Below are 12,816 nucleotides of genomic sequence, written 5' to 3' on the forward strand. Positions count from 1 at the left end.
AACTTACTCACTGTAATTGCATGGTCGTTATACATGTATCGTCACCTTCAAAAGTTGAGATTTCCTGCTGAACGCTTTTGCCATCCTTAGCTATGGTGACGTTAAAGGTTTCATCACGAGGTAACCATATATCGATAAAGCCATTCTCCATTGAAGTGACCGTATCATTAACAATCACTTCTCCGTTTTGATCTTCAATAGATAGGTTAAATGTTTGATTGACAAGCTCACCTTGACAGCCTGTCAGGCTGTGCACGGCACAGGGATGTGTTTCATCGTCATATGGGGCAATAGAAACAAAAAAGCTTTCTTCTGGTAATTGATAGACACGTTCATTATTATCTTGGTCATTAACAATAAGTTCATGTGATGTGATCGAGGCATCTAGATCATCATGACGACCTAAACTATAATCTGAGACCAGTTCCTTAATCTGTTCTGCTTCTAACACCTGCTCATCATCTTTATCAAAAATAAATAAATAGACGCTACCGGCGATTAATAATACGACCAAAGATGTGAATATATAAAAATAATATTTTTTATTAGACAATCTAACACACTCTCCTTTCATAATGGATACATTTTACCATAATCTCGAATGCCGTTAGTAGCTTAAGAAGATTTGTCATTGAAATTTAATAGATTAGTCATCATTCGACAACTTATGTCAACTCATAAAACGAACATTTAATAGTAAGCGAAGAACGAAAACGCCCGCTATTGATAGTTGAGTAAATCAAGACATTAGCGTCCGCTATCACCACCTAATAGATTTACCGCTGTTCTTTATTTTGAGGTGGAGCTTTTACGGACGGTTATCTGTGATAAACCTATACGACCAGTAGTTGATGATTAGTCTTTCTCATAACAACCCTCAATTTTACACATTAAATAAGTCAAGAAATGATAGGACGATTGGTGAACAAGATGCAGCTTTTCTCCGAATCGCTGTCACTTGGGTAAATAGATCGGGTTCGTTAATTTGATAAGAAGTGATGTGATTAGACCAGTAAAGCTTAGCAATCGACTCAGGAACTAATGCGACCCCGAGCCCCGCTTCTGCCCACATCATTGACGTTCGTGCGTCATCATTAAGACACTTGATAACCGGTTCAAGCCCATGCTTTTGAAAGGCTGCTGTAATCACATGTTCCATTCTGCGATAATAAATAAGTGGTTGATCTTTTAATTGATCAATTGCGATCTTACCTTGATGTTGATCAGTTAAGTAATGATCGGTTGTCACTGCAAGCATCGGCTCTTCTTTTAAGCTATGACAAATGACATCATCAGCCTGAAATGGCGTGCGTACGATAGCTAAATCAATTTCGTCTTGACTTAGCTTTTCTAATAATTCGTATGTATTTCCTTCATGTATATCATAAGTAAGGTCAGGATATATACGATTAAAGGCTTGTAGCCTATCATGATACAAAGAAGCGCCAACTGATGAAATCGTTCCTAGCCTTAATGTACCTGATTGATTTTTTTGAAAATGATCAAGCTCATGAATCGTCATACGAGAAAGGGCAACAATGCTATTTGCCCGCTTGTACAGAATTTTCCCCGCCTCCGTTAAGTTTACCTTCCGTGCTCCTCGTTCAAACAACTGAACATGTAAGCTATCTTCTAATTGCTTCAATTGTACACTTAGCGGCGGTTGTGAGATACCAAGTTTTTTAGCTGCAGCAGATATAGTACCATTTTCTGCTACGGCAATAAAATATTGCAATTGTTTAATGTTCATAGTGCTACCTCGGCAAAATTAAATATAATACCGATAGCGGCAGCGAAAGCAATAAATATAACCGGATGCAGATTTTTAGTTAATCGAACATGATTAGAGAGATAAAACAACACAATCGCTAGTATTAATGCTCGCCAATTAATTAAATCAATAAACGATCCGGTCATTTGAAATAAGTCAACATGAACTAAATCAATCATAACAACCGCAAAACCTGCTGCGGCAATAAGTGCTGTTGATGCTGGCCTTAAACCATAAAAAATGGCTTGAACGTACTGATTATCTTTGAATTTATTTAAAAATTGAGCAACGATAACAATAATAATAACAGCTGGTGTGATCAAACCAAGTGAAGCGACAATTCCACCGGGAATACCAGCTGCCATATAGCCTGCATATGTCGACATATTAATGCCTATTGCCCCAGGCGTAGATTCAGAAATCGCAATCATATCAGCTAATTGTTCATAAGTAAACCAACTCGTTCGATCAGAGATATCGTATAAAAAGGGTAATGTCGCTAATCCGCCTCCGACAGCAAATAGACCCGCTTGAAAGAATTCATAATATAATTGCAAGTAGATCATTTTAATCGCTCACCTCTTTGCATTTTTGTCAATAACCCGATAATACCTGCACCAATAACAAATAGAACAGGTGATAAACTTGTAAATATAGATAAAGAAAAAATAAGTAAAAAGATTAGTAAACCAACCTTATCAACGATTGATTTTTTCCACAGCTTAATGACTGCATTAAGAATTAGCACATAGACGCTTACTCGGATACCAGCAAAAGCATTTTGTAACACGATAGAATCTTCAAAATTATTCATAAACATGGCAATAATACTAATAATAAAAAGAGAAGGAAAAATGACACCAAAGGTTGCCACAACCCCACCTAATGTTCCTCGATATCTCTGACCAATAAATGTGGCTGTATTGACAGCTATAAGACCAGGAGTTGTTTGCCCAATCGCATAATAGTCCATTAATTCTTCTGTTGTTGTCCATTTTTTTATGTCCACAACCTCTCTTTGTAAGATTGGGAGCATCGCATAGCCACCACCAAATGTTAACCCACCTATACGAGCAAACGTTATAAAAAGTTCAAATAAATCTTTCAACAAACCACCCCTTCAATATACTTTTTAAATATATTTCATTGATAAAGTATATTTTCTAAATATACTTATAATTTTATAGTGGGTTTAAGTGATTGTCAATCAAATAAAAAGGGATACGACAAGTTTTGTACAGTCACTATCATGTATTTTGAGGCGGGCGTTTTACGGACGCTTATCTGTAATAAATAGATTTTATCTTAAAACAATAAGTCTCTTGAGCTCAAGGTCTACCTTAAACTTAAAAAGCAATAAAAAAAGGCCGCTTAACATATAATTGTCAAACGACCTTATGCAATAGCGTGCCATGTTAATAGTGATTATACCTTTTTTATCATACTCCTGTACTTAACGATCATGTTTCATTGATTCAGGAGCTTTTTAATCCCCCTTATCTTTATTTGATATAATAAAAACAAGGGTAGCAAAGCTAATCATGATGACTAAACATTCATAAACTGTCATGTCGGCCACCTTCCTTTCAAAAGGTATAACCGGCAAGTCATGTCTAAGCTATTGCTAGTACTAGTATAGTAAAATGAATAAATTTTGTGCACAATAAAAGACATGGTTTAAACGTTTTGTATGTTCAAACCATGTCCATATGTTTATTAATGTTAGTTGATTGAATAATTTTCGATCCCGTATCTAGCTTTATCAAATATCTTCATCGTCAAAATCATTTAGATAAGGTTCAAATTCATCTGATGCTTCCATGCTATAATCATACTGTTTTAAACTCACCGGTTCGTCATCTTGATAATCTAATACTTCTGCCACATAGGGATGAAAAAACAATTCGTAAATACCGATAGCAACTGCTGAAAGAAAAGCCGCTGTTAATGGATCGCCACCAACGGTTAATAGATCAGCAAGTAAATAAATAACGGCAAATGCGATAGCAAAATCAGCCAGCGCTGCTATTAAATTATTTGTTCGCTTCAAAATAACTAAATCTCCAATATAGTAAGCAATCAGGCTAACCACATTAATAGCTAAAATGGATCCTACCGCCATACCATAACCAATTCCTAAAACTAAATATAAGAGAACAAATGACGCAATAAATTTGATCACGATTAATTTAACATGTTCCATACCAACACCTCCATGACTAGTATGTGATTTAATGCTTTATTTATACAAAAAGTTTATACTGCTTTGCAATTTAATGTATAAAATAGTCGCATTTATAAAAGAATAAAGCTTGAATAAACGATAAGGAGTGGTTTGATGGGTATTATGCGTGGAAACCCAAAGAAAGATCCGTTACATTATGGAGAAGTATTTAGTATATGGTCCTTCCTATTAGCTGCAAAAGGAAACTATATTACTTATCAAACGTTGAGTAACCATACAGGTGATCAAGATTTGTACAAATTGTTAGAGGATCTTATGCGAGGTCTACAACAAGAAATTGAAAGTATTGAAGAAATTTTGAAAATTAACGGTGTTAGTTTGCCCCCTGCACCACCCGAACGCGCTTATGCTGATCTTGAAGACATCCCTAGTGGCGCTCGTTTTAATGATCCAGAAATTAGTGCGGCCATCTCCGCTAACATTGCTCAAGGTTTAATTAGTTGTAGTACCATCATGGGGCAATGTTTACGCGAAGACATCGCAACCCTTTTCGGTCAATTCCATATGAGTAAAGCGCAAATGGGTGCGAAAGTATTACGATTAAATAAAGAAAAAGGTTGGATTGTGTTACCTCCTCTACACATTAAAGTACCTACACTCGATTAACTAAAAAACGAGTCAGTTAACAAATCTGACTCGTTTTTTTATCGATACATCATCTGTTAAATATTCAAATAATCGATGGGCCACTTTTCTAGTGTATACGCCATTTCCCAAAACAAGTATTCATATTGACTACTTATCATAAAATGTTCTTTCATTCGATGACGATCAGCAGCTGATACATGTTCAGCAATCTCATCTAATCGATTAATTTGCTCCTCTACTAACTCTTTGAACCAGTCAGATCCATATGTTTTAATCCATTCTTGATAAATCGGTTCATTAGGTTGTTTACCTTTTAATTGTTCTCCTATTTCATAATAGAGCCAATAGCAAGGTAAGATAGCAGCAATTACATCACCTAGATGACCAAATTGTGCTGCACGATACATATGAGAACTATAAGCATACGCCGTAGGTGCAGGTTTAAATGCATTTTGTTCTTCTTCGGTAATCTTTAGTAATTTTGAAAAGGTACGATGTAAAGCCATCTCAGCTTCATAAGTGCCTTGGGCGTGAACAGCCATTCGATGTGTTACTTCTAAAGAATCTGCCATCGCCCCACCTAAAGACTGGACGCGTGCAAATGTGGATAGATAGTAAGAATCCTGCATCACGTAATACCGAAAGCGATCTAATGGTAAAGTTCCATCTCCAACACCTTGTACAAATGGATGATCAAAGCTAGCTTGCCAAATTGGATCGGCTTCCTGTCTAATTTTTTCAGAAAATTTCATTCTCCCATTCCTCCCATAAATAGCAAAAACCACTTCCCCTACAAACGTAAGAAAAGTGGTGAATATAACAAGGATCAGAAAAGGTGACCCGCCACTTCCCTACGCTAGCCTAAACTAGATCAGGTTCCAAGGGTCTCGAAGCATTACTTCAATCTCAGTCACTACAAAGGTGACACCCCTAGTGGTAATTGCTTTATTAATTTTTTTACTATTTACACCATAACATGACGGCAATAAATGTCAAGTGCTATTTCATAACTTTCCAAACATCATTTGTGTAACTGATTGGGTCCTCTACTGGTAAACCTTCAATCAATAAAGCTTGGTTATATAATATGTTGGTGTACGCTTCAACTTTATCTTGATCTGTTTCAAAAGCAGCTTTGACCGATTGGAAGATTTCATGATTGGTATTAATTTCTAATACTTTATCTGCTTGAATACCTTGATTATCAGGCATCATATTTAAAACTTTCTCCATCTCAATTGAAATATCACCCTCATTACTTAAACAAACAGGATGTGTTTTCAAGCGTTTAGATCGACGAACATCACTAACTTTATCTGATAAAATGGCTTTCATTTTATCAAAAATAGCTTGGTCTGTTTCTGAAACAGCTTGCTGTTCTTCTTTATCATCTTCTAAGCCTAGATCACCGCTAGATACAGATTTAAATGATTTGCCTTCATATTCAGCAAGCATTTTAATCGCAAATTCGTCAATATCATCTGTAAAATATAAAATTTCATACCCTTTATCTTTAACGATTTCTGTTTGTGGCAACCTTTCGATTCGAGCATTGGTTTCACCGGTAGCATAATAAATAAATGGTTGGTCTTCTTTCATTCGTTCTACATATTCTGCTAGCGTCACTAATTTTTCTTCGGTTGACGAATAAAAAAGTAATAGATCTTTCAATGTCTCTTTGTTTTGTCCAAAATCACTATAAACACCATATTTAAGCTGACGACCAAATGCCTGATAAAACTTCTCATACTTATCACGTTCATTACGCAGCATTTTAGTTAGTTCTTGTTTAATCTTTTTAACAAGATTTTTTTCAATTAACTTTAATTGACGATCGTGTTGAAGCATCTCCCTAGAAATATTTAACGACAGATCTTCTGAATCAACTAAGCCCTTAACAAAGCTGAAATAATCAGGCAGCAATTCAGGGGCCTTATTCATAATTAAAACACCATTTGAATATAGTTCCAATCCTTTTTCGTATTCAGCAGAATAATAGTTGTAAGGAGCTGATTCAGGAATATATAAAATCGCCTGATACCTAACGTTACCGTCGACACTCACATGAATATACTCTAGTGGTTGATCGAATCCATAATGCTTTTCATTATAAAATTGATGATAATCTTCATCAGTTAGTTCTGCTTTGTTCTTTTTCCAAATAGGAACCATACTATTAATCGTTTTATCTTCAATCACCGTTTCATAATCGTCTTCAGAACCTTCTTTAAGTTTTTGCTCTGACACTTCCATCTTTATTGGATAACGAATAAAATCAGAGTATTTTTTAACAATGGTTTGAAGCTGATGAGGATCAAGGAACTGATCAAAGTCGTCGTCATCATCTTCGCCTTGCTTAATGATTAATGTAATATCTGTACCGATCGTGTCTTTATCACATGGTTCAATACTATAGCCATCTGCACCTTCAGAATGCCATAAATAAGCCTGGCTATCTCCCAGTGATTTTGATTTTACAAAGACTTCATCTGCTACCATAAAAGCGGCATAGAAGCCCACACCGAATTGTCCAATAATATCATGGCCATCTTTAATTTCATTCTCATTTTTAAAAGCTAATGAACCACTTTTTGCAATAATACCTAAGTTGCTTTCTAATTCATCCTTCGTCATCCCTACACCTGTATCAGAAACCGTTAACTGACGCTTCTCTTTGTCCACGTCGATTCTTATGTAATAATCCGACTGATTAAATGTGATAGACTCATCGGTTAAAGCACGATAGTACATTTTATCAATTGCGTCACTTGCGTTTGAAATTAATTCTCGCAAAAAAACTTCTCGTTTAGAATAAATTGAATTAATCATCATATCTAACAAACGCTTGGATTCTGCTTCAAATTGCTGTTTAGCCATTTCAATCTCCCTTTCAAATAAAATATTGAATTAGCACTTTAAAGCGTTGAGTGCTAACATATATTTTTTAACATAGAATAAGAGGCTTGTCAATGTCCAACACACTTAAAACACTAACCGTTCATTTAGCAAAAAAACATCATCTCCTGATTAAACAGGAGATGATGTTATATATGATTAATGATGTGAAGCTGTACAACCCAATTCATGATCTTTAGTTAATTCTGAATGCAGGTGTTTATATTGTTCAGATAATGCGTCAAACCATGCTTTGTCATTTGTTAACAAGGCAAGGTCGATCAATTGCTCTAGTTCTGCTATCGTATAACATGTAAAAGGTGTTTCTCTTTCAAGTTTGTCTAATTGTACTTGAATACTATGACCAGCTAGCAAATGATTATCACTTGTTATGACACGAAGTTGTAACACTTGATTATTCCCCGTGTGCTTTTCAATATAACCACGAATGCGTTCACCTTTACTTGATTGCAATTTAACCCAGTCACCAATTTGCACTTGTTGCTTGTTTTGCGATCCCATGCTTTGACACCACCTTTATTGTAAAATCGTCATGCCCTATATAATTGACAGAATAATTCGAATCATCAATTAAAATAGTTAATAGTTATTTTATGCATAAAAAGGATTTATGTCAATAGTATTGCTCAAATTCTTCTTTTGTTAATGGCTGACAAAGGATAAAACCTTGAACACCTTGCCACTGATCACGATTAACAAATGATAATTGTTCTTCTGTTTCAATATTTTCTGCTATAAATGATAGGTTTAACTTTGCCTTCATCTTTAGTAATTGTTTCCATGTACTTTCGTCTTCATCATTTATCATATAATCGATAAAGCTGTTCGTTATTTTTATTTGGTTAATTGGCATGCTTTTTAAAACGGTTAGAGAAGAATAGCTTGTACCAAAACCATCTATTGCTATCGATAGGCCTAGTGCTTTTAATCGCTTTAATACCTTTCTAACAAGACGATTATTTTGGGTAACAATAACTTCATTGACTTCAATAGTAATTAAACAAGGATCAATAAGTGTTTTTTGCATAATAGCAGTTAACGATTCAATGAAATGCTCCATACACAGTTCCCGCTCTGAAAAGTTAACATACAATTGTAAATCGTCATTACCCCGATTATTCCATTCTCTTATTGTTTGACAAGCTTCTTCAAAAGCATTTAAAACAAATCGATAAATTAAGCCAGTGTCTGTAGCCGTTTTTATAAATTCATTTGTTGATATCAAGCCTAACTTTGTATGTGCCCAACGTAAAACAGCTTCAACACCTATCAATTTATGATTTGTTGCATTAAAGATCGGTTGATAAACAACAAACAATTCATCACGTTCCTCTGCTTGATATAAATCCATTTCAAGCCTTAACGATGTCGAGATATCCGTTTCTAATTCCTTTGAATAAAATCGGAATGTGTTCTTCCCTTGTTCTTTTGCTAAATACATTGCCATATCTGCAAACTTTGTTAAATCGTCAACCGTTTGACTGTGATCAGGGTAAAGACTGATACCAATACTTGCGGTTACAATAAATTTGTGTTCTTCAAAGTTATACGGTTTTGTTAACTCAGTAAGTATATTTCTCGCTAACTCTGCGACTTCAGTTCGATCCTCACGAAAGTTGGTTAACACCGTAAATTCATCCCCACCAAAGCGAAAAACCATACCCGTGTCTCCAACCACTTGATTGAGTCGTTCAGATACTGAAACGAGTAAGTTATCACCTGCTTCATGGCCAAATGTATCATTTACATATTTAAAGCGATCTAAGTCTAAGAAAAGCAGTGCTATTTTCTGATCTTCAGCTGAGTCACTCAACATATGCTTAATTTGATATTTAAAATATTTTCGGTTAGGTAGATCTGTCAACTCATCATGATTTGCTTGATACTCAATGATATCGGCTTGCCTTTTCATCTCGGTTATATCTGTAGCTACGCATAACAATTGTAGATCATCTGCTTTTTCTCCGTTAATTGGTTGTTTGTTAACATGGAACCATCTTTCTTCTCCAGCCGCATTAACTTGTCTATCTTCTGTAGCCATTATTTGTCCAGACATCATTATAGAACGATTAAGTTTAGCATAATACTGTGCTCTTTTTTCATCCTGATTAATATCCGTTTCTTTTTTACCGATGATTTCTTCTGGTGCTAGCTGATACAAATCTGCAAATTGCTTATTAACCATCGTATATTGTCCAAGATAGTTCATCGTATAAATAAGACTTGGACTATTATTAATAATTCGATCTAAAAAATTTTTTTGCTGTTTAAGCTCATATGTTTTTCTTCTGACATCATCTCGGTATTTTTCAAGCTGATGCGCCATAATATTGAAACGCGTATTAATCGTAGATATATAATGGTTTTGATTGGTTCTAGGAATGCGATGATGATAGTCTCCATCACTTATGCGTGAGATACCATTAAAAAGTAGATTATACGGTTTGGCATTACGATGACTGATATAAGTAGTAAGGATAACTATAGCCAAGGCAATGATTGAAAAGATAGGAATGAGCACAGCATTTAGTTCGCGAGATACTGCTGATGATATAATTTTAGGTACAACTAAAATGACTTTCCAATCTGTGTGCTCAATATCTTGATAAGTAATATAATATGAAGAATGATTATGATCATCAAATTCATTAAAGTTTATGTCATTCAGCTCTTTGTTAAACAAAAGATCAATTTGTGTTAAATAATCAAATGGATCATCCATCGTCAGATGATTCTGTTCAAAAAACACATGATTATCTTGGTCGAATATAGCAATATAATGTTCATCATGAAATGCCAACGTATCAAAAAAAGCCAGAAAGGTTGGATTACTAATGATGTCAATAAAAAAATGAAGTTGAGTCGTTTGATTTTCATAAGGAACAATAAATTCTAAAACATTTGGATAATCAATGGACTTAGCTCGTTGTAATATTAAATCTTCAGTATATAAAAGATCAATATTTTTAACGTTATCTAGCTTTATCTTATCCTCTATTTCGGGTTTGATAATGCCTTCATCACTATTAACAAAACCATTGTCTATTAAATTTGTATAGTTAATTATATTATTCAATGCAACGCGTGTTTCGGATTCATCTGTAAAACGCCCATCAATTTGAAGTTGATTTGCTAAATAATGTAGTTCGTTGAAGATAAAACCGAATTGTTGATCAATTCTTTCCGTTGTTTGTATCATCATGTCACGATAACTATTTTCAGTGTGTTTTGATAGCAATAAACTAGATATAATGATCAACAGCAAAAATAAAAAGCCAATAATCAAAATATTTAGGCCAAGTAATCTTACCGTATTATTTTTATACACTTTTATTAATTGCTTTGATTTTGTCATTTTTATTGCTCGCTTTCACATGGTATGAGTGATTAGATGAAACATTCTTTTTCATGGTGAACAAAGCCAATACTTTATTCTACATCATTACACTATTAAACTTCAATATAAAACGACATCATTCGACCTAAATCATTCATGGCTAAAGTGAGATTGTTAGATTTTTCATAAACGGCTGTTTTACTGTTTTTTCTAGTATAAAAATGCCTTAAATATGTTGAATGGCATTTATTTTCCCGTCACATCAATACTTACACTTAAGTGTTGAAAGTGGCGGCAAAAAAGAGTTCTTTTAATGCAACGCTTTATAAGTCAATAGAGGTATTTGCTTGCCTAGTATTCTTATTGTACTAATAAATATACTTTAACACGGAAGTGAAAATATCGAATCCTATGGGAATAGGATGCATCCGAAGGTCTACTGTGTCTAGATTCTTTCTTTCACTCAATATCACTTTTTGAATAAACCTTATTGTCAGTGCATTGCATTTTTGGTATAGTATAATCACATTTACTTCAATCAATTATTGAAGTGGGTATAGAGGAGCAAATTAAGATCAGTACGTGATGATGAGATAGGTAAGTATCGATGAACATCACGAAAAGGCTTATTTGCCGAAGTGAAATAAGGCTTATTCTTTTATTTTGCTGGTATAGGGTTGAACAAACACTATACTGTCATATAGTTATTAACTATATGGAGGGCTATCTCACGCATCATAAATGAGTCATTTTATTGATGCAGCTGCCGATTGCTTTCGTGCGCTGTTTTTTTGTGCTTTATTGATGGTTTTCTGAGGTAGCCTCTCATTCGTTCATGACATTTTCAAATACGAATAAGAGGTGAATTTTTATGAATTTTGGAAAGTTATTAACTGCATTAGTTACACCATTTAATAACAATGGGACGATTAACTATCAAGTGGCTGCGCATCTCATCGAGCACTTACTTGAAAACGGAACAGATGGTTTTGTTATTAATGGCACCACCGGGGAATCACCAACTTTAACAGCAGAGGAGAAAGTCGAGTTTCTTCAATTTGTGATTAAGCAAGTCAATCATCGTGTCCCTGTTATTGCTGGAACAGGTTCTAATAACACCCAAGCGTCAATCTTTATGACTCAACAAGCAGAAACACTTGGAGCAGATGGTGTCATGCTCGTTACACCATACTATAATAAGCCGTCACAAGAAGGAATGTTTCAACATTTTCGGACGATTGCTCAATCGACTTGTCTCCCGGTAATGCTATATAATATCCCGGGTAGAACGGTTGTTAAGCTGGATGTGGACACGATTTTACGTTTAGCTAAGGTTGATAATATTGTAGCTATTAAAGAAGCTACTGGGGACTTAGATGCAATCAGTCAAGTGATTGCAGGTACAGGCGATGATTTTTATATTTACAGTGGTGATGACGATTTATTATTACCCATTCTATCGATCGGAGGGCATGGGGCTGTATCTGTTACATCACATATCGCTGGGGATCAGATGCAGGATATGATCGGGGCCTATAATCGAGGAGAGATTAAACATGCGACTAGGATTTACCACCAGTTGGCACCATTGGTAAAAGCATTGTTTGTTGCCCCTAATCCGACAGCTGTAAAAGCAGCATTAACTCTAAACGGTTTTAATGTTGGAACTGTGCGCCTTCCACTTGTGCCTTTAAATGAAGTAGAATATAGCATAGTAAAAGAAGCGCTACACATGATTAAAACTAAGAAAGTAGTATAATCTAAATTAAAACAACTAAAGCATAAGCGCTGTGTTAGTCTTTTATATATTTTAACTAACATCCCCTTTATGCTTTGCTCAAAAATAAAAAAGCTATTCGTTTATTAATCTGTACCCTTTGTAAAGGACTTTTTAAAAAAAGACTATGCTACACTGGAAAGGTGATTCCTGTATTGTACAGGGGTCATCTTTTTTAAATT

Annotated in this window: 11 protein-coding genes and 2 riboswitches; of the genes, 2 read left to right on the forward strand and 9 right to left on the reverse strand. The window is 34.8% G+C overall.

The window, feature by feature from the left end; genetic code table 11:
* Positions 1–7 precede the first annotated feature (7 nt).
* The 5 genes from JOE23_RS14080 to JOE23_RS14100 form a co-directional block, all read right to left on the reverse strand.
* Positions 8–553, reverse strand: coding sequence for a CueP family metal-binding protein (locus JOE23_RS14080; protein ID WP_204439307.1), 546 nt, complete (start codon positions 551–553; stop codon positions 8–10).
* A 330-nt stretch (positions 554–883) separates the two neighbouring features.
* Positions 884–1,750, reverse strand: a complete 867-nt coding sequence (locus JOE23_RS14085) for a LysR family transcriptional regulator (protein WP_204439309.1) — start codon at positions 1,748–1,750, stop codon at positions 884–886.
* Positions 1,747–2,337, reverse strand: a complete 591-nt coding sequence (locus tag JOE23_RS14090; protein ID WP_204439311.1) for a chromate transporter — start codon at positions 2,335–2,337, stop codon at positions 1,747–1,749. Before JOE23_RS14090 ends, JOE23_RS14085 begins: the two co-directional genes overlap by 4 nt.
* The gene (locus JOE23_RS14095) at positions 2,334–2,879 is read right to left on the reverse strand and encodes a chromate transporter (RefSeq protein ID WP_204439313.1); all 546 of its coding nucleotides are present in this window, start codon (positions 2,877–2,879) and stop codon (positions 2,334–2,336) included. Before JOE23_RS14095 ends, JOE23_RS14090 begins: the two co-directional genes overlap by 4 nt.
* Positions 2,880–3,533: 654 nt before the next feature.
* A complete protein-coding gene (locus JOE23_RS14100; protein WP_204439315.1) occupies positions 3,534–3,974 on the reverse strand; it encodes a YndM family protein in 441 nt (146 codons plus the stop codon).
* Between the two features lie 135 nt (positions 3,975–4,109).
* Here JOE23_RS14100 and JOE23_RS14105 point away from each other — a divergent pair, with 135 nt between their 5' ends.
* On the forward strand, positions 4,110–4,622 hold the full coding sequence (locus tag JOE23_RS14105; protein ID WP_204439317.1) for a DUF3231 family protein: 513 nt from the start codon (positions 4,110–4,112) through the stop codon (positions 4,620–4,622).
* Between the two features lie 56 nt (positions 4,623–4,678).
* On the opposite strand, the gene tenA is transcribed toward JOE23_RS14105, so the two are convergent.
* The 4 genes from tenA to JOE23_RS14125 form a co-directional block, all read right to left on the reverse strand.
* Positions 4,679–5,356, reverse strand: coding sequence for a thiaminase II (gene tenA, locus JOE23_RS14110; protein WP_204439318.1), 678 nt, complete (start codon positions 5,354–5,356; stop codon positions 4,679–4,681).
* A 79-nt stretch (positions 5,357–5,435) separates the two neighbouring features.
* A riboswitch (TPP riboswitch) is annotated at positions 5,436–5,546 on the reverse strand.
* Between the two features lie 57 nt (positions 5,547–5,603).
* Positions 5,604–7,481, reverse strand: coding sequence for a molecular chaperone HtpG (gene htpG, locus JOE23_RS14115; RefSeq protein ID WP_204439320.1), 1,878 nt, complete (start codon positions 7,479–7,481; stop codon positions 5,604–5,606).
* Positions 7,482–7,658: 177 nt separating this feature from the next.
* Positions 7,659–8,021 carry an IDEAL domain-containing protein gene (locus tag JOE23_RS14120; protein WP_204439322.1) on the reverse strand — a complete coding sequence of 121 codons (363 nt, stop codon included), beginning with the start codon at positions 8,019–8,021 and terminating at the stop codon, positions 7,659–7,661.
* A gap of 112 nt (positions 8,022–8,133) precedes the next feature.
* Positions 8,134–10,875 carry an EAL domain-containing protein gene (locus tag JOE23_RS14125; RefSeq protein ID WP_204439324.1) on the reverse strand — a complete coding sequence of 914 codons (2,742 nt, stop codon included), beginning with the start codon at positions 10,873–10,875 and terminating at the stop codon, positions 8,134–8,136.
* A gap of 531 nt (positions 10,876–11,406) precedes the next feature.
* A riboswitch (Lysine riboswitch) is annotated at positions 11,407–11,591 on the forward strand.
* 137 nt (positions 11,592–11,728) lie between these two features.
* Here JOE23_RS14125 and dapA point away from each other — a divergent pair.
* Positions 11,729–12,616: a 4-hydroxy-tetrahydrodipicolinate synthase gene (gene dapA / locus JOE23_RS14130; RefSeq protein WP_204439327.1), complete on the forward strand. Its 888-nt coding sequence runs from the start codon at positions 11,729–11,731 to the stop codon at positions 12,614–12,616.
* The last annotated feature ends 200 nt before the right edge of the window (positions 12,617–12,816 follow it).

The sequence above is a fragment of the Amphibacillus cookii genome, assembly GCF_016908375.1.
Classification (GTDB): Bacteria; Bacillota; Bacilli; order Bacillales; family Amphibacillaceae; genus Amphibacillus_C; species Amphibacillus_C cookii.

What these genes read in the sequence shown, in the direction of transcription:
- JOE23_RS14085 (WP_204439309.1), bottom strand. Translation starts at nt 1,750, where the DNA reads ATGAACATTAAACAATTGCAATATTTTATTGCCGTAGCAGAAAATGGT.
- JOE23_RS14090 (WP_204439311.1), bottom strand. Translation starts at nt 2,337, where the DNA reads ATGATCTACTTGCAATTATATTATGAATTCTTTCAAGCGGGTCTATTT.
- JOE23_RS14100 (WP_204439315.1), bottom strand. Translation starts at nt 3,974, where the DNA reads ATGGAACATGTTAAATTAATCGTGATCAAATTTATTGCGTCATTTGTT.
- JOE23_RS14105 (WP_204439317.1), top strand. Translation starts at nt 4,110, where the DNA reads ATGGGTATTATGCGTGGAAACCCAAAGAAAGATCCGTTACATTATGGA.
- tenA (WP_204439318.1), bottom strand. Translation starts at nt 5,356, where the DNA reads ATGAAATTTTCTGAAAAAATTAGACAGGAAGCCGATCCAATTTGGCAA.
- htpG (WP_204439320.1), bottom strand. Translation starts at nt 7,481, where the DNA reads ATGGCTAAACAGCAATTTGAAGCAGAATCCAAGCGTTTGTTAGATATG.
- JOE23_RS14120 (WP_204439322.1), bottom strand. Translation starts at nt 8,021, where the DNA reads ATGGGATCGCAAAACAAGCAACAAGTGCAAATTGGTGACTGGGTTAAA.
- JOE23_RS14125 (WP_204439324.1), bottom strand. Translation starts at nt 10,875, where the DNA reads ATGACAAAATCAAAGCAATTAATAAAAGTGTATAAAAATAATACGGTA.
- dapA (WP_204439327.1), top strand. Translation starts at nt 11,729, where the DNA reads ATGAATTTTGGAAAGTTATTAACTGCATTAGTTACACCATTTAATAAC.